Raw genomic sequence first — 16,792 nt, forward strand, 5'->3', positions numbered from 1 at the left:
TCGCCAGGGCTTGTTCCGTGTCCCGACGATGATGATCGCTGCGATGCACGTTCAGCCGACGGGTCCGGCTTCGCGCGCGCCGATGGGGCGGTCAGTTGCACACCAGCACAGGCACGGGGCTGCCCAGCAGGACCTTTTGCGTTTCACTGCCCAACAGCAGGCGCGTCATGCCTCGGCGCCCATGCGAGCCCATCACGATCAGGTCGCATTGCCTGGCCTTCGCCACTTCGAGAATGGTTTCGTTGGGTTGCTCGCCAAAGTCGGCTTCGCCCTCGAACGGAACGCCTGCGGCGTCTGCCATGGCGCGAACCTCTTGCAGATACTGCTCGCCGTCCGTCTTGGCCTGTTCGTTGTAGGCGAACTCGGTGGCGGCCAGCAGCGCGCCCATGTAGGCGATGGTCTGGAAGGGCGGGATGATGTGCAGGACGGTGATTCTGCCCTGGCACAACTTGGCCAATTCGATGCCTTTCGTCGCGGCGCGCCTGGAAAGCTCGGAACCGTCGATCGGGATGAGGATGTGCTTGAACATGGATGCCTCGCTGCAAGCCGCGGTGGCGGCAAAAGGGGTGACATCTAGCGTCGCGTATGCCCTGTGCAACGCCCGTCGTGACGATGCCTGCTGTCAGCGTAGACCTGTGGCAAGTCAGCGGACCGCCCTGGCGTCAATCTGCCGCATGATCGCAGCGCCATCGATCCGTCGGCATGCACGCCGCGCAAACGATCGCTGTTTACACTGGGTACGAAAGGACAAGGGGGTGAAGCCATGTACCAGAGCATCCTTTTACCCGTCGACGGATCCGAATATGCCCTCAAGGCGGTGGATACCGGCATCGAGCTCGCCAGACGGCTGCAGGCGAAGGTGTACGGCGTCCACGTGGTACCGCCGCTGCCGGCCATTTCGTACGTGGCCGAACTGATCCAGTCGCGCGACTCCTACACCGATCTCGCCAGGGAGCGCGCCCAGGCCTGCCTGGACGAAATCAGTCGCCGGGCCGCTGCAGCCGGCGTGCCCTGCGAGACGGAATTCGTGTTCGATCTGCGGCCCTACGTCGCCATCGTCGCCGCGGCGACCAAGCATCACTGCGACCTGATCGTGATGGCCTCGCGTGGCTACCACGGGTTCGAACGCGTGCTGCTCGGCAGCGTGACGCACAAGGTGATGATCAGCTGCGACGTACCCGTGCTCGTGTGCCATTGAGCAGGGGCACCGCCGCGACGGGCGCAGCGCGACGGCGCCCCGCGTTGTGCTGCACTGCAATGAAGTCGTCGATCAGATCTGGTCGGCGGGCGGCACCAGGTGGTGCTTTACCTGGATCGCGTCCAGCCGCTCGCATACCCAGCCATGGTCATCCGGCCCGGCATTTTCCTGCACTGCCTCGGCCAGTTTGTTGAAGGCTTCCCAGAAGTCGGCCGCATGCGGCTTGCTGCTTTCCAGGCCGGGCACGAAGCTGTCCAGCGCGTCGAGCATCTGATCGAGTTCTGCACGTGACTTGGCCATGCCAGCCACCCTACACCCCGACCCCATGAATGAGGCGCGAAAGCCTTATCCAAAGGGTCACGACCGCTTAACGGCCGCGCAGGCAGCTTAAATGTCCCCTGTGCCGAAGAAGCGGTGCGTGTATGGAACAGGACCGCGAAAATGACCTCCTTTCCCGAGCGTGCGACGAACTGCTCGAGCAAAATGCCTTGCTGCAACAAGAGGTCGAACTGCTCTGCGCCCAGCTGCGTCGGCATCCCGCCGGGGAAATGCAGATACGGGAAGCCCGGCGGCTGATGGAGGAGCTGACGGATGCCACGCGGGGCTGCACGCCGTTCCCGTCCATGGGCAGCCTGGAAGCCGGCGCCTACTGAGCTACCTCCAGCACGATCTTCCCGATGTGCCGGCCTGATTCCAGATCACGATGGGCGTCCGCCGCGCGTTCGAGCGGATAGGTCGCGTGGATGATCGGCAGGCAACGGCCTTCGGCCAGCACCGGCCATACATGCCGATGAAGCGCCTGGGCAATGGCGGCCTTCTCCTGCATGGTGCGGGTGCGCAGGGTCGAGCCGGTGACGATGGCCCGCTTCACCGCGATCTTCTGCAGGTCGACGCGCTCGGCGACAGGACCGCCCAGGAAGCCGATCAGGAGGAGTCGTCCGTCGCGCGCGAGCGTCGCGAGGTTGTCGTCGAAATAGCTGGCGCCCATGATGTCGAGGATGATGTCCGCGCCGTGATGCTCCGTCTTCGCCAGCACCACTTCGGCAAAGGCCTCCTGTCGGTAATTGATGGGGTCGCCGCCAAGCTCGCGGACCATCGCGCACTTCTCCACGCCGCCCGCGGTGGCGAACGTGCGGATGCCGAATTCGCGACAAAGCATCAGCGCGGTCGTGCCGATGCCGCTGGTGCCGCCATGGATGAGAGCGATGTCGCCCCGTTGCGCGCGTCCGATCTCGAACAGGTTGACCCATACCGTAAAGAAGGTTTCGGGTACGGCCGCCGCCTGCACCATGGACAAGCCGCGTGGAATCGGCAGCGCCTGGGTTGCAGGCACGACGCAGTACTGCGCATACCCTCCACCGTTGGTCAGCGCGCACACCGTATCGCCTGTCGCTTTGCTCGCGACGCCTTCACCCAGTGCGACCACCGTGCCGGCCACTTCGAGTCCCGGTGTCGGGTTGGCGCCGGGTGGTGGCGGATACAGTCCTGCGCGCTGCAAGGCATCGGGCCGGTTGACGCCCGCCGCGGCAACCCGCAGCAGCAACTCGCCAGGGCCCGGCGTGGGCATCGGTACAACGCGTGGTTGCAGCGCTTCCGGACCGCCGTGTTCGGCAATCCCTATCTCGATCATCGTGGCTGGAAGCGATGCGGTGTTCATGACCATGCCGGACGGTGGGGCGTCGCCATGATGAAGCAGGGGTACGTCGACTCCCCGTGATTCAACGCGACGCGTCGGGCCAGCTCGACAGGGAAGGCACGTCGTGTTCGATATACCGCGCGTCAAGTCGCGTCGCGAGCCACGCACTCACCGCATCCAGCGGACACGAGGTCGTTCCGTGGCATGGCGGCAAGGCGAGCGTGTGTTGCACGAGCGCGGCGTCGGGGCCGAAATCCGCGTGACGCAAAGCATTCAGCGTCGGCATGACGCTCGAGACCTTCACGACGGAGCGACCATGCTCGCGCCACAGATCGAATACCAACGCGCCACCCGGCGGATAGTCATCGGGCTGCCGGCTGTCGTGCCAATCCACGTCGAGCACGCCGGCCAGATTCGCCAGGTTGGTGTCATGGCCTGCCAGGCACATGGCACGTACATCTTGCTTCATCAAGGGTGCTGCCGCGATGCGCGTCAGTCAGCCCATGGCGGCAACGTCGCGCTGCTTGCTGCATGGGTAAAGGACGAATACGGTGCCGATGTCCTGCGATACGTTCGTGCCCGGCATGACGCCTAAGAGGCCTCGCGGCCGACATCGAGCAGCGCGCCGCCGCACGGAACATTGAAGTCGCATCGTTGCGCATCGAAGCGCGCGGCGAACGTGCTGTCGCGGTCCAACTGCATGTACGTTCCTTGGGGACGCGGCGCAACTCGGCGGAACCGGTCGCGTGGATCACCCGCCGATCGGGTGCGGGCTTTATCCATGCAGTGATGCCGACCGCGGTCGGCGGAAACCGTCCGCGGATCGCGCCAACGGACTCTTGTGACGTTTGCGTGAAAAACGCTGCGCACGCGTGCCGATGCCGTGAACGTATCGTGAGGACCGATGCGTCGTGCGTAGCGAATCTGAATGCTCGGCACGTGTCGGGTCCGGCGAGGACTTACGCGAGCGCTCTTGCCTAGGGCACATTCGCCGGACCGGGCAGACGGTTTGCCGCAAGTTGCCCGGTTCTCGCTTGATTCAACGCGTCTCGGAATTGGGATGGCTAAGGAGGGAATACACATGCAGCATGCACGCAACCGTCGTTTTGCAAGTCTCGCCGCCGCAGGGCTGGCGCTCGTGGCGCTGGCCTCCGCGCCCGCCATGGCGCAGGTGGGGGCACCGGCCAGCGGGCTGGGGCAATCGTGGCCGAACGCCACCGACGTCAGTAGCAGTCCGCATTGGCACGTCTATCTTTTCGAGCGCAATGGCATCCGCTACGTGCAGGTCAACGATCTGAGCGGAAGGGTCCGCGCGGCGTTCGCAAGGTCGGGCGGAAGCTTCCTTGCGCTGCCGGTGGGCGTGGACGCCTCGCGTTTGGGCACGCCGCAGGAGCCGCTGGCCGCTACCACCCAGGCCGCCGGCGAGATCGTCTATCGGGATGCAACCACCACGGTGCTGGTGTCGCCGCAGCCCGACGGTACGGCGCGCGTCTACGCTGCCGATGGCGATTGCAAGGATCCGATCGAGTGCAGCTCCCGCGCACAATGATGCGGGTGTAGTCGCGCCGGGGCGCCGTCAGGCAGAGGCGCCCTGGTGGATCGGCATCGAGCGAAGCGAGTCGTGCAGCAGCAAGGTCACGCTGAGCCCGCGCTGCGTGTCGCGCACATGGACCACGCCGCCATAGATGTGCGCGCGATCGCGGATGGTGTTCATGCCGAGGCCGCTGGCACCGAGCAGGGTCATCGCCTGCTTCCACGAATCGTTCTCGGGCTTCGGTGTCGTGCCGCCTTCCTCGGCCGACGCCAGTTCGCCGACGAGTCGCATGACGACCCATCGCCTCCTGCTGGTGTAACCGCCGCGAAGCTGCAGGTGCACGTGCTGCATCGGTGCGCGCGAAAGCACGTACACCAGTACCTCGCAGGCGAGCCGATACAGCGTGAGATGAACGTCGGGCGCCAGCTGGCTCAGGCCGCGCCCCGACAGGTCGCATTGGTAGGTGGCGCCGGTCAGGTGAATGGCCTGGGCAAACGGGCCTTCGCGCAGCGTGGCGGGTACGCCGCGTTCGCGCCAGCCGCGCGGATGCAGCGCATTGGCCAGCCGATGCATTTCGTGTTGCGCAAGCACCACGTGGCGCGAGTAGATGTGCTCTTCATTGGCGGGCAGCACGTGGCGCAGCCGATCCAGCAGGCGATTGTGGTTCTCGCGGATGCTCTGGCCGATGTGTTCGAGTGCATCGGCGGCCTGGCGCATGCGCAGCTCTTCCAGATACAGGCCCTGCTGGGCCAGCTGGAATCCACGCAATGTATCGAGCTGTTCCGTATCGCCGGTATGGGCCTGGTGCGCGATGCGCGAACCGAGCAGGAGCAACGTGGTGACGGCGAACGCGATCAGCGCCTGCGCCTGGATGACGCCCGGGTCGCGCACCATGGTCGATGTCATGGTCACCGCGAAGCTGGCGAGCGTGCCGCCGATGGCAGCGCCTTGCCAGCCGTAGCGTGACGTGAGCCACGCCACCGGCAGGAACATGGCGATGCGGAACACCTGCATGCCGTCGCCCTGGCTGCTGAATACCAGGCCGACCAGCACGAACAGCGGAAGCAGCACGCCGATCAGGCAGTCGCGGGTGAGGTGGCCGTACCAGCGCGAGGCGCTTGGCGTGAGACGCGTGCCCCGCGAAAAAGCCAGCTGGATCGCCAGAATGGTCGGCACCACGGCAATGGCGCCCAGATAGTTGCCAAGGAAATAGCCGAACAGGATCTGACTCGTGATGGTGATCGGCGGACTGTCCGGCGGCAGCTGCGTCGCGGCGAGCGTGAGCGCATTGCCCGCCGCGGTCAGCAGCGCACCGGCAAGAATGACGCCCAGCAGCATCGCCATGTTGACCTGGCGCGCGCCCAGCATCAGCCGTGCATGGCGTTTCGCCCAGGCGACCGCCAGCGAGATCGGCAGGATCGGCGGCACGGCCGCGAGCACCGCCCAGCGCCAGCCGAACTGATCGCGGCAATCCCATGCGTGATACCCGACGGGCAACAGTTCGCCGATGAACAGCGCGGGCCAATAGCGATAGGGAAGCAAAAGCAGGCAGGCGACACGCAGGCCTGCGGGAAGATTCCAGTGCGATACGGAGATGTCGCGGAGCAGCACGTAACCCAATGCGTAGCCGACGCAAATCGCCAGATGGCGACTCCACTCACGCAGCACCCTCGCTTCCCCCATGACTACCTCCCCATGTCTACCGCCATTCGCCGGTTCTCATGGATCGCCGGCTTCGCGGCCGGCAAGACGAAAGACGTCGAAGCCGGTCTTGCATTGGAGCGCTGCCCTTCGCACGACCGTGGGCAACCGGTCGCGCATGATGCCAAAAAGCGGGTTCCGCTACATCTTGCGATCGTCAGGGCGACGCAGGCCATTTTCCATGCCGAACTTTGCCATGGCGACGGGTGACGTTACGGTGAAAGTAAGCGTGGCGCCATGTGCCAAGGCACCGTGCATGGTTGTGCTTGTGCAGTCGATCACATTGCCAGGGCCCGGGAATCAATTCGTTGCATCGGCGCCGGCTCGCGCGCTGGTGATGTCGACGCCTTCACGCATGGCTTTGGTGACGGGCGTATTGGCAACGATCTCGAGCAACCGCTGCCATTGTTCATCGGTGAGCGGACCTGTGGCGTGCAGCGTGCGATGCACGTGCAGCTTGCCGTCGTCGTCCCGCTGCATCTCGAGCTCGGCGCGAAACTCGCCGAGATCCCACCCTTTGCGTTGCGCATACATGCGCAGCGTGATCGCCGTGCATGCCGCGAGCGACGCCAGGTAATAGTCGAACGGTGCAGGCGCGGCGCCCTGGCCGCCCAGCTTGAGCGGCTCATCCGTGTCCATCGCGTAATGGCCGGCGTGGATGTGATGGAGATAGTTGCTGTCGGTGGACACGATCGTGGCGGATGAAACGCGTGGCATGGCTTGAAGCTCCCGAAGTGATGGCGATGGCTGGAAGATCGCAAGGTATGGACCCGTGCGCCGAAGCGCGTGCGTCCATCTCGCGCCATTGGACCATGGTAGTAGCGGTTTTTGCGTGCCCTGGGCTCAGTTTGCGATGCGACGCCGCTGTGGCAGCGATATAATTTGCTGCATGTGCATATGGCGCCGCCGGCCTGATCCATGCCGGCCCGGGTTGCCCGCACACAGCCGTTCCTCGCGCCGTACCAGGCGCCTCGCGGCGCCCACCTGCTTCCGGATGATCCTCGCCATGCGTTTCTTCGCACTTCCAGCCGCCATCGCGTTCTGTCTCGTCATCACGGGCTGCGCCACCAGCCGCGGCCTGCACACCACGGGCACCATGACCGACCCAGGCTCGCTGGCCTCCGAACGCAGCCTGGCCGACGTGCAGCTCAGCCCCACGGCGTGGCCATCGCAGGACTGGTGGGTCGCGTATGGCGATCCGCAGCTCTCTTCGCTGATCGAAGAGGCGCTCAAGTCCAACCCCAGCCTCGAGCAGGCACAGGCGCGTGCACGGCAGGCGCAGGCCGTCGCGGACAACGTCAATGCCGGGCGCATGCCGCAGGCGAAGCTCGACGCCTCGATCACCGGTGCCTACCTCTCCAAGAAGAACCCGATCTATCCGCCGTATGTGCTGGGTACCTTCGCGTGGAGCAAGTCCATCATGGGCGAGTTCTCGTGGGACATCGATCTCTGGGGCGGCAAGCGGGCGGAATGGGAAGGCGCGCTTGGCCATAGCCGTGCCGCGCAGATCGACGCGTATGCCGCCCGCATCGAGTTGTCGGTGAACGTGGCTCGCGCTTACGTGCGGCTGGGTTATGCGTTCGCGCAGCAGGACGTGGCCGAAGCCGAACTTCAGCGCGCCAGCCAATCGCTCGATGTCACGCGCAAGCTGGTCGCCGGCGGACTGGAAACGCCGCAACAGGAACACCTGGCCGATTCGCAGCAGGCCAGCGCCGAGCAGCAGAAGGTGGCTGCCGAGCGCGCCATCGACGCGGCTCGCAGCAGCCTCTCGGTGCTGCTGGGGCAGGGGCCGGACCGCGGCCTTGCCATCGAGCGTCCGCACATGCTCGATCGCGGCCCCGCAGTGCTGCCCGACAAGTTGCCGGTGGACCTGATCGGGCGTCGCGCCGACCTGGTGGCCGCGCGCTGGGAGATCGAGGCGGCGAACAAGGACATCAAGGCGGCGAAAGCCGAATTCCTGCCCAACATCAGCCTGAGCGCCATGGCGGGATTCATCGCCGTCGGCGGCAGCACCAACGTGCTGCAGTTGCCGGCGCGCCAGTATGCGTTTGGTCCGGCGCTGAGCCTGCCCATTTTCGATGGGGGTCATCGCCGTGCGCGTCTTGCCGTGGCGGATGCGGCGTACGACGCGATGGTGGCGCGCTACAACGGACTGGTCGTAAGTGCGTTGAACGATGTTGCCGATGAGGTTTCCGCGCTTGCTTCCGTGCGCCAGCAGATCGTGCTGGAAAAGCGCGCGGTGGACGATGCGCAGAAGAGCTGGGACGACGCGATGACTGCGTACAAGGGCGGCCTCAAGGGCCCGCTCACGCCGCTCACGAGCCGCCAGCAGCTGTTGACGGCGCAGCAGCGCCTGGCCGCGCTGGAAAGCGAGCAGATCGATATTTCCGTTCGTCTCATCGAGGCGCTGGGCGGCGGTTTCGACGGTACGGCGGAAGTGGCCGACATCGACGCCAGCAAGGCCCCGCAGGCATCCGCCGCGCGGTAAGCCATGCGCGGGGCGCTCGCTGAACGCACGCGGGCGCCGCGCGTGAAAAGCAGGCGCGGCATCCCTATATTGGAGTGGTGCCGCCATGCCGGAATTCTCCGCATGGCTTCGTTGCGCCGTGGCAGGCGCATCGCCACTGCATGTTGGGAGGCGATCCTATGGCTACAGGCTGGGCCGGCGACGGCGCCGTACAGGACCAGATCGACGCGACCGTGGAAGACGCGGTGAAGCGTGCCCGCAGTCGCCTGCAGAAAGGCCCCGGGCTCACGCGCTGCGAGGAATGCGATGCGGTGATTCCGGAAGCTCGCCGCGTGGCTGTGCCCGGTGTGCGCCTGTGCGTGGCCTGCCAGGAAGCGCACGACCGTGACGAGGCCGCTTACAGCGGTTACAACCGTCGTGGCAGCAAGGACAGCCAACTGCGCTGAGCTTGACACTGGCGCGTGCGGCGTTGGTCAATACAGGACTTACTCGCACTCAAGAGTGTTCGATCACATGACCATGCCGTTCCGCGCCAGGCTCCCCCTTGCTTCGATCATCCCTGGAGCGCAGCCATGAGCGGGCGCCTGAGCCCGCTGGCCGGCAAGCGGGCCCCGGACACATTGCTGGTGGACGTCGAGCGCCTGCGCGATGCGTATGCCGATCTTCGCCCCGACCCCGCGGTGCCGTCGCAGCGCGTCGCGTTCGGTACGTCGGGCCATCGCGGCACCTCGTTCGACCGCAGCTTCAACGAATGGCACGTGTTGGCAATCACCCAGGCGATCTGCGAGTACCGCAAGGAAAAAGGCATCGACGGTCCGTTGTATATCGGCATCGATACGCATGCGCTGTCGCAGCCCGCGTTCGAGAGTGCGCTCGAAGTGCTCGCGGCCAACGGCGTGCAGACCATGATCGCCGCAGGCGGCGAATACACGCCGACGCCGGCGATCTCGCACGCCATCCTCACCTACAACCGCGGCCGCACGCATGGGCTGGCCGACGGCATCGTGGTCACGCCTTCGCACAACCCGCCTGACGGTGGCGGCTTCAAGTACAACCCGCCCAATGGCGGCCCGGCGGATACGGACGTCACCGGCTGGATGCAGAAGCGGGCGAACGCCCTGATCGAAGGCGGCCTGCGCGAAGTGCGCCGCATGCCGTTCAACCAGGCGATGCATGCATCGACCACGCACCAGCACGACTTCATCGCCGCGTACGTCGCCGACCTCGGCAACGTGATCGACTTCGATGCGATCCGCGGCAGCGGCGTGCACCTGGGTGTCGATCCGCTCGGCGGTTCGGGCGTGCACTATTGGGGTCCGATTGCCGAACGTTACGGCATCGACCTCACCGTGGTCAGTGACGCGGTCGACCTGACGTTCCGCTTCATGAGCGTGGACTGGGACGGCAAGATCCGCATGGATCCTTCGTCCTCGTACGCCATGCAACGCCTGATCGAGCTGAAGGACAGTTACGACGTGGCGTTCGCCTGCGACACCGACCACGATCGCCACGGCATCGTCACGCGCAGCAGCGGCCTGCTGCTGCCCAATCACTATCTGTCCGTGCTGATCGACTACCTGTTCCGCCACCGACCGGAATGGCGTGGCGATGCGGCCGTGGGCAAGACCCTGGTGAGCACGGCGCTGATCGATCGCGTGGCCAAGCGTCTTGGCCGTCGTCTCTACGAGGTGCCGGTTGGCTTCAAGTGGTTCGTCGACGGCTTGTTCGATGGCTCGCTCGGCTTTGGCGGCGAAGAAAGCGCCGGTGCGTCCTTCCTGCGCCGCGATGGTTCGGTATGGAGCACCGACAAGGACGGCATTGCTGCTGCGCTGATGTCCGCCGAAATCGCGGCGCGCACAGACCGCGATCCGGGCGAGCTCTACACGCAGATGACCGCGGAGCTGGGGCGGCCACTGTCGCAGCGCGTGGATGCGCCGGCCAATGTCGAGCAGAAGGCGCGGCTGTCCAGGCTTTCTCCGGATCAGGTAAAGAGCACGAGCCTGGCGGGCGAGAAGATCGAGAGCGTGCTCGATCGCGCACCAGCCAACGGCGCTTCGATCGGTGGCATCAAGGTGACCTCGGCCAACGGCTGGTTCGCCGCGCGCCCTTCGGGCACCGAAGACATCTACAAGATCTACGCCGAGAGCTTCAAGGACGAGGCGCACCTGGAGCAGCTGCTGCAGGAAGCGCAGGCCATGGTGGATGGCGCATTGAACGCCGCCTGATACGGTCGGCGTTTTCCCGTTTGCTGCATGCAGTTCCGCTCGCCTTGTTCCCACGGGAATGGCGAGCGGATTTCCACGGCAGCTTCAGATCGGCGGCGGATTGCGCTCCGCGAAGCCGCGCTGGTGCCAGTACGGGTAGGCCGGGTTCAATTCGCTTGCGGCATCGAGCTTGGCCACCTGTTCCTTAGTTAGATTCCAGCCGACGGCGCCGAGGTTCTGCTTCAGCTGTTCCTCGTTGCGTGCACCGATCACCACGGTCGACACCGTGGGACGCTGCAGCAGCCAGTTCAGGGCGATCTGCGGCACGCTCTTGCCTGTTTCGGCTGCCACTTCATCCAATGCATCGACCACGCGATACAGGTACTCGTCGTCGACCTGCGGGCCGACATCGCCCGTCTTGTGCAGGCGACTGACGGCGGGCAGGGCGGCGCCGCGGCGAAGCTTGCCGGTAAGGCGACCCCAGCCGAGCGGGCTCCACACCACGGCGCCCACGCCCTGGTCCAGGCCCAGCGGCATCAGCTCCCACTCGTAGTCGCGGCCGATCAGCGAGTAATAGGTCTGGTTGGCGACGTAGCGCGGATAACCATGGCGATCGGCGGCGGCGAGCGACTTCATCAAATGCCAGCCGGAGAAGTTGGACACGCCCACGTAGCGGATCTTGCCGGCGCGTACCAGGTCGTCCAGCGTCGAGAGGGTTTCCTCCACGGGCGTCATCGCGTCGAAACCATGCAGCTGGAACAGGTCGATGTAATCGGTGCCCAGGCGCGTGAGCGCCGCATCGCAGGCCTTGAGCAGGTGATAGCGCGAGGAGCCGACATCGTTCGGATCGTCGCCCGAGCGGAACGTCGCCTTGGTGGAAATCAGTACGCGATCGCGACGGCCCTTGATGGCGCCGCCCAGCACGGATTCGGCGGCGCCGTCGGAGTAGATGTCGGCGCTGTCGAACATGTTGAGCCCGGCATCAAGGCAGATGTCCACCAGGCGCTTGGCTTCCGCCACATCCGTGCTGCCCCAGGCGCCAAAGAATTCCCCCTTGCCGCCGAACGTGCCGGTACCGAAGCTCAGCACCGGGACCCTGAAGCCCGATGCGCCGAGTTGACGAAATTCCATGGGATGACCTCTTGGGAGTGGAGTCTTGTCGATGGGGACAGGCAGGGACAATCCAAGGACGCGTGGGCGCAGATGAATTTTTCTTCATCTCGTTGCCACGCGTCGGTTCGTGCCAGGCCGTCATGCTTTGGAAATAGGCTGCAGGTGCGAGCCGCCCGCCGATTATCGCCAGCGCGCGTCATGTCGGTGTGGATGGCGTCAGGCCATCGCCATGTCGGCAATGGCCTCGGCATGGATGGTGGTGGTGTCGAACAGGGGAAGCGGCGAATCCTCATCGCTCACCAGCAGCATGATCTCGGTGCAGCCCAGGATAATCGCCTCCGCACCGCGCTGGGTGAGATCCTGCATGGCGGCACGGAAGACCTGGCGCGATGCGGGTTCGACGCGACCCAGTACGAGTTCCTGGTAGATGATGCGATGGATGGCGCGGCGGTCTTCGTCGCCGGGCACCAGCACCTCCAGATCGTGCACCTGCTGCAGTCGCCCCTTGTAGAACGCCTGTTCCATGGTGAATGCGGTGCCGAGCAGGCCGACGCGCCGGTGGCCGGCGGCCTTGATGCGCTGCGCGGTGGGGTCGACGATGTGCAGCAGAGGCAGATCGATGGCCGACTGGATCTCGTCGGCCATCCGGTGCATCGTGTTGGTGCAGATCGCCATGAAATCGGCCCCGCCGCGTTCGAGCCGGCGGGCAGCCTCGATCATGCGCTCGGTGGCGGCCGCCCAGTCGCCGGCGTGCTGCAAGGCTTCGATCTGCGCGAAATCGAACGACCACATCAGGCAACGCGCGGAGTGCAGGCCGCCCAGCCGCGCGCGAACCCGTTCGTTGATGATGCGGTAGTACTCGGCGGAACTTTCCCAGCTCATGCCTCCCAGTAGGCCGATCACTTTCATCGGAATGTCCATTCGCGTCTCTCGTGTCGGCGTCTTTCGCATAGGCATACCAGCATATCCAGCATTTATGGCTTCCGTCGTATTGAGAGGGAGCACCGACCGGCGTTGAATCGTCCACTGTTGTCGCGCCTGCGAATGCCGCGCGCGACCAGCCTGGCCACCGGGAGGTGGATCATGACGGATGGAACGAAGGTCAAGGCGCGCTATCCCATCATCTACGTTCGTGGCTATGCCATGACCGGCAGCGAAAAGGACGAGACGGCTGCCGATCCTTTCTGCGGTTTCAACGTCGGGTCCACCGTCTACCGTGCGGTGTCGGACCGCAACAAGCCCGCCCAGCGCTTCGTGTTCGAATCCCCCGTCGTGCGGCTGATGAAGGATTTCGGATACAGCAACATCTACGACAACGGGCTGGACCTTCCCGACCCGGGCTTCCAGGGATTGCTGTCGCCGCAGTCCATCATCATCTATCGCTACTACGACGATACGGCGCCCTTGATGGGCGGGCAGCAGGATGCGTCGATCGAGCGTTTTGCCAAGGGCCTGTCCGACCTGATCCTGCAGGTCCGCGACCACGTGTGCGGCAACGCCACGAACTGCATGTCGCCCGATGGTTTTCGCTGCTACCTGGTGGCCCATTCGATGGGCGGCCTGATCTGCCGTGCCTTCCTGCAGAACCCGGCGCTTGGCGATCCCGTCGCGCGGGCTGCGGTGGACAAGTTCTTTACCTACGCCACGCCGCACAACGGCATCGACATGGCGGGCGTCAATGTGCCGAAGTGGCTGAGCCTTTTCGACATGAGCAACTTCAACCGCGACTATCTCGCGGGCCTGTTCGGCTACGACGCCAACCTGTGCAGCAAGGGCAGGTCGGATTACCTGCGTGCCGGCAAGGATCTCGACATCCGTCGCTGCTTCTGCATGATCGGCTCCAATCGCAGCGATTACGAAGTGGCGCAGGGTCTTTCGCGCACCTTTTCCGGCCACGGCAGCGACGGGCTCGTGCGCATCGAGAATGCCGCGTTGTGCAGCATCGACAGCACCGGCAACGAGGTGCCGGTCGCCACGGCCTATGCGTATCGCTCCCATTCGGGCTACTTCGGCATCGTCAACAGCGAAGAGGCCTACCAGAACCTCACGCGTTTCCTGTTCGGCGATGTCCGCATCGATATTTCCGTCGACGTGGGCAGCGTCACGCTTCCGCCGGCGATCAAGGACAGGAAGGTCGATGCGCTCTACCAGTTCGAAGTACTGGCGTCGCCGCGCGGCAAGCCCTGGTTCCTGACGCGCCGGACCTCGGAAGAGGACTCCGTGGCTTGCCGCAGCCATGACGAACTGACCGATCCGGCGACCAGTGCACGGCGAAGGGTCTATCTCTCGAGCGTGTTCCTGGCGGACATATCACGCGTCAATCCGCAGGACCCGTCGCTTTCCTACAGCCTGACGCTTGGCGTGCGGGTGCCCGACTACAAGGTCGACCAGATCCTGTGGTTCGACCAGCACTACGAAGGCGCCTACCTGTTCCGCGACACCTTGATCGTGGAAATCCTGCCGCCCGCTGGCGGCGACGGCTGGAAAGTGCGCTACCGCTGGCAGAGCGAGGCGGCCGCGCCGACGCTCAATGGTTACCACCCCATTCCATTCTCGGGCGACAGCGCGAAGTTGACCGTGGCTTTCGCCAGCGCCAGTGCGCCGGGCATCAGCGGGACCCTGGTCTTCGACATCAGCGCCTGGAATGCCTGAGTAGCCGCATCGTCCATCCAGCCGGATGGCTTTTCAGGGCGGAACCTGACGGAGGGAAACATGATCACTGCCACCCAGAAATGCGCCGCCGAAGCCATCGTCAACCTCTTCGAAACCGGCTCGGTGCGCGGCGACTACAGCAACGTCACTCTTGCTGCGGGGGACACCGGGCATTTGACGTTCGGACGTTCGCAGACCACGTTGAGTTCGGGCAACCTCGCCACGCTGGTGCAGCGCTATTGCGCCAATGCGGCGGCCCGCTTCTCGGCGGCGTTGAACCCCTATATCCAGCCGTTGGTGAATTGCGACCTTGGCCTGGACGACGACAAGTACCTGCACAACCTGCTGCGGGCGACGGCGGACGATCCGGTCATGCGCGATACGCAGGACCAGTTCTTCGATGATGTGTACTGGGCGCCGGCACAACGTGCCGCCACCAAGCTGGGCATCACCTTGCCGCTAGGCATGGCCGTGGTCTACGACAGCACGGTGCACGGCTCCTGGCCCAGGCTTCGCGACAGCACGACGCAGCAGGCTGGCGATATCCAGGCGCTGGGAGAGAAGGCCTGGATTTCCGCCTACGTCGACACGCGCCGCGCCTGGCTGGCCAACAACGCCAATGCGTCGCTTCGACCCACGGTCTACCGCATGGATGCGTTGAAGCGGCTGATCGAGCTGGGCCAGTGGGGGCTGGAGCTTCCCCTGGTCGTGCGTGGCTCCGAGATATCCGTGGCCACGATGAATGCCACGCCGACCGGTTGCTTCGACGGGCCCGTGTCGGGAAGCCGCTCGCTCAGCCTCGCCACGCCCTTGGTGCGGGGCATGGACGTGCGGCTGGTCCAGCTCAATCTGTCGCGCGACCAGCCCGACATCAAGGCGGATGGCATCTTCGGGCGGGGTACGGCGGATGGCATCAAGGCGTACCAGGCCAGGAACCAGTTGCCCGCGACGGGGGTCGCCGACACGACCCTGATCGCGAAGCTGGTGACCTGATCCCGGCGATCGGGGCAGGGCACCGTATCTCAAGCGGTGAGAGCGGCGCCGTGCTATCTTGATTACCGGCCCAGTAATCAAGACAACCCTATGCCTCCTGCCGAACATGGTGGACGCCGCCCCGGCGCCGGTCGCCCGGCCGGTGAGCCCAGTCAGCGCATCCGTGTGCCTGAAAGCCAGGTGCCGGCGGTGCTGGCCTATCTGGATGCCTATCGCGAACCGGCCTCCCTGGATGCGCCGCGACCGGTATCGCTGATGCCCTCGACGGTGGCGCTGACCGCCTTCCTCAGCCGCGTGCCCGCCGGCGTGCCCTCGCTGGCGGAAGACGACGTCGACGAGGTCGTCGACCTCAACGAACACCTGGTGCTGCCGGGGCATGAACCCAGCACCTTCATCATCCGCGTGTCGGGCTGGTCGATGATCGGCGCGGGCATCTTCGATGGCGACGAAGTGCTGGTGGATCGCGCCCTGGCGCCGCGCCAGGGCGACATCGTGGTGGCTGCGGTCAACAACGAACTGACCATCAAGCGGCTGGGCAAGGTGGATGGTCATGTCGCGCTATTGCCCGAGAACGCGCACTTCAAGCCCATCGTGTTCCGCGAAGGAGAGACGCTGAGCATCTGGGGCGTGGTCACGCGCTGCCTGCGCACGCTGCGTTGAGGCGGCCATGGGCCAGGTCGTCGCGCTCGATTCGCTGTTCCACAGTCGCCAGGTCTGGCATGGCCGTGCGGCGCCCTTGCCGGGCAGCAGCGAACCGACCGGCTGGCCGATGCTGGATGCAGCCCTGCCTACCGGCGGCTGGCCCGAGCATGCGATGACCGAAATCCTCTTGCCCGCCGATGGCGTCGGCGAGCTGCAACTGGTGCTGCCCACGCTGGCGCGCATGACGCAGGCACAGCGACACGTGATGGTGATCGCGCCGCCTTATGTGCCCTGTGTCGCCGGATGGGAGGCGCGCGGCGTGGTGATGGCGCAGGTGGATATCGTGCAGGCGGCCGATCGCGACGTGCTGTGGGCTGCCGAGCAATGCCTGCGTTCGGGCAGTTGCGCCGCCGTGCTGGCGTGGCCGATGCACGCGGATGATCGCGCGCTGCGCCGCCTGCAGGTGGCGGCCGACACGGGCAAGGCGCTGGCCTTCGTGTTTCGCGATCGCCGCCATGTGGCGCACGCGTCACCCGCCGCCCTGCGACTGGAGCTGGAAAGCGATCCATCGCCGCGCGTGCACGTGCGCAAATGCCGTGGCGGCAATCCGCCTGCGCAGGCGATCGCGCTGGCCGCCGGCTGGTCGTGACGA

19 protein-coding genes are annotated in these 16,792 nt (G+C 65.3%); 11 read left to right on the plus strand and 8 right to left on the minus strand.

Annotated features, from left to right (window positions below; genetic code table 11):
• Positions 1-91: 91 nt before the first annotated feature.
• Positions 92-529 carry a universal stress protein gene (locus CA260_RS09975; protein ID WP_111982650.1) on the minus strand — a complete coding sequence of 146 codons (438 nt, stop codon included), beginning with the start codon at positions 527-529 and terminating at the stop codon, positions 92-94.
• 234 nt (positions 530-763) lie between these two features.
• Between CA260_RS09975 and CA260_RS09980 the strand changes: the two genes are divergently transcribed.
• Positions 764-1,198, plus strand: coding sequence for a universal stress protein (locus CA260_RS09980; RefSeq protein WP_111982652.1), 435 nt, complete (start codon positions 764-766; stop codon positions 1,196-1,198).
• 72 nt (positions 1,199-1,270) lie between these two features.
• On the opposite strand, the gene CA260_RS09985 is transcribed toward CA260_RS09980, so the two are convergent.
• Complete coding sequence (locus tag CA260_RS09985; protein ID WP_111982654.1) at positions 1,271-1,498, minus strand: hypothetical protein; 228 nt, start codon at positions 1,496-1,498, stop codon at positions 1,271-1,273.
• A 122-nt stretch (positions 1,499-1,620) separates the two neighbouring features.
• Between CA260_RS09985 and CA260_RS09990 the strand changes: the two genes are divergently transcribed.
• Complete coding sequence (locus CA260_RS09990) at positions 1,621-1,851, plus strand: hypothetical protein (protein WP_111982656.1); 231 nt, start codon at positions 1,621-1,623, stop codon at positions 1,849-1,851.
• Here the strand turns inward: CA260_RS09990 and CA260_RS09995 are convergent.
• Positions 1,845-2,855: an NAD(P)H-quinone oxidoreductase gene (locus CA260_RS09995; RefSeq protein ID WP_111983095.1), complete on the minus strand. Its 1,011-nt coding sequence runs from the start codon at positions 2,853-2,855 to the stop codon at positions 1,845-1,847. The genes CA260_RS09990 and CA260_RS09995 overlap by 7 nt on opposite strands.
• Before the next feature lie 61 nt (positions 2,856-2,916).
• Complete coding sequence (locus CA260_RS10000) at positions 2,917-3,303, minus strand: hypothetical protein (protein WP_146745310.1); 387 nt, start codon at positions 3,301-3,303, stop codon at positions 2,917-2,919.
• Between the two features lie 612 nt (positions 3,304-3,915).
• On the opposite strand from CA260_RS10000, the gene CA260_RS10005 reads away from it, so the two are divergent.
• On the plus strand, positions 3,916-4,383 hold the full coding sequence (locus CA260_RS10005) for a hypothetical protein (RefSeq protein ID WP_111982660.1): 468 nt from the start codon (positions 3,916-3,918) through the stop codon (positions 4,381-4,383).
• Positions 4,384-4,410: 27 nt separating this feature from the next.
• Here the strand turns inward: CA260_RS10005 and CA260_RS10010 are convergent, their stop codons facing one another.
• Entirely contained in the window at positions 4,411-6,051 is a 1,641-nt protein-coding gene (locus CA260_RS10010; protein ID WP_111982662.1) for an MASE1 domain-containing protein, read from the minus strand.
• Between the two features lie 12 nt (positions 6,052-6,063).
• Here CA260_RS10010 and CA260_RS20885 point away from each other — a divergent pair, with 12 nt between their 5' ends.
• Complete coding sequence (locus CA260_RS20885; RefSeq protein ID WP_146745311.1) at positions 6,064-6,279, plus strand: hypothetical protein; 216 nt, start codon at positions 6,064-6,066, stop codon at positions 6,277-6,279.
• A 90-nt stretch (positions 6,280-6,369) separates the two neighbouring features.
• On the opposite strand, the gene CA260_RS10015 is transcribed toward CA260_RS20885, so the two are convergent.
• Positions 6,370-6,786, minus strand: coding sequence for an OsmC family protein (locus tag CA260_RS10015; RefSeq protein WP_111982664.1), 417 nt, complete (start codon positions 6,784-6,786; stop codon positions 6,370-6,372).
• Between the two features lie 289 nt (positions 6,787-7,075).
• Here CA260_RS10015 and CA260_RS10020 point away from each other — a divergent pair, with 289 nt between their 5' ends.
• The 3 genes from CA260_RS10020 (at position 7,076) to pgm (ending at position 10,761) form a co-directional block, all read left to right on the plus strand.
• On the plus strand, positions 7,076-8,557 hold the full coding sequence (locus CA260_RS10020) for an efflux transporter outer membrane subunit (RefSeq protein WP_111983096.1): 1,482 nt from the start codon (positions 7,076-7,078) through the stop codon (positions 8,555-8,557).
• Between the two features lie 158 nt (positions 8,558-8,715).
• Positions 8,716-8,982 (plus strand): DksA/TraR family C4-type zinc finger protein, encoded by a 267-nt coding sequence (locus CA260_RS10025; RefSeq protein ID WP_111982666.1) that lies wholly within the window; start codon positions 8,716-8,718, stop codon positions 8,980-8,982.
• A gap of 126 nt (positions 8,983-9,108) precedes the next feature.
• Positions 9,109-10,761, plus strand: coding sequence for a phosphoglucomutase (alpha-D-glucose-1,6-bisphosphate-dependent) (pgm, locus tag CA260_RS10030; protein WP_111982668.1), 1,653 nt, complete (start codon positions 9,109-9,111; stop codon positions 10,759-10,761).
• Between the two features lie 84 nt (positions 10,762-10,845).
• On the opposite strand, the gene CA260_RS10035 is transcribed toward pgm, so the two are convergent.
• On the minus strand, positions 10,846-11,871 hold the full coding sequence (locus CA260_RS10035) for an aldo/keto reductase (RefSeq protein WP_111982670.1): 1,026 nt from the start codon (positions 11,869-11,871) through the stop codon (positions 10,846-10,848).
• A gap of 198 nt (positions 11,872-12,069) precedes the next feature.
• Positions 12,070-12,774 (minus strand): aspartate/glutamate racemase family protein, encoded by a 705-nt coding sequence (locus tag CA260_RS10040; RefSeq protein WP_202864050.1) that lies wholly within the window; start codon positions 12,772-12,774, stop codon positions 12,070-12,072.
• 162 nt (positions 12,775-12,936) lie between these two features.
• On the opposite strand from CA260_RS10040, the gene CA260_RS10045 reads away from it, so the two are divergent.
• From CA260_RS10045 to imuA, 4 genes are all read left to right on the plus strand, one after another.
• Positions 12,937-14,505 carry an esterase/lipase family protein gene (locus CA260_RS10045; RefSeq protein WP_111983098.1) on the plus strand — a complete coding sequence of 523 codons (1,569 nt, stop codon included), beginning with the start codon at positions 12,937-12,939 and terminating at the stop codon, positions 14,503-14,505.
• A gap of 60 nt (positions 14,506-14,565) precedes the next feature.
• Positions 14,566-15,498: a chitosanase gene (locus CA260_RS10050; RefSeq protein WP_111982672.1), complete on the plus strand. Its 933-nt coding sequence runs from the start codon at positions 14,566-14,568 to the stop codon at positions 15,496-15,498.
• A 90-nt stretch (positions 15,499-15,588) separates the two neighbouring features.
• Positions 15,589-16,158, plus strand: a complete 570-nt coding sequence (locus CA260_RS10055) for a LexA family protein (protein ID WP_238149670.1) — start codon at positions 15,589-15,591, stop codon at positions 16,156-16,158.
• 7 nt (positions 16,159-16,165) lie between these two features.
• Positions 16,166-16,789 (plus strand): translesion DNA synthesis-associated protein ImuA, encoded by a 624-nt coding sequence (gene imuA, locus CA260_RS10060; protein ID WP_111982674.1) that lies wholly within the window; start codon positions 16,166-16,168, stop codon positions 16,787-16,789.
• Positions 16,790-16,792 lie beyond the last annotated feature (3 nt).

Source organism: Dyella jiangningensis, from assembly GCF_003264855.1.
Taxonomy (GTDB): Bacteria; Pseudomonadota; Gammaproteobacteria; order Xanthomonadales; family Rhodanobacteraceae; genus Dyella; species Dyella jiangningensis_C.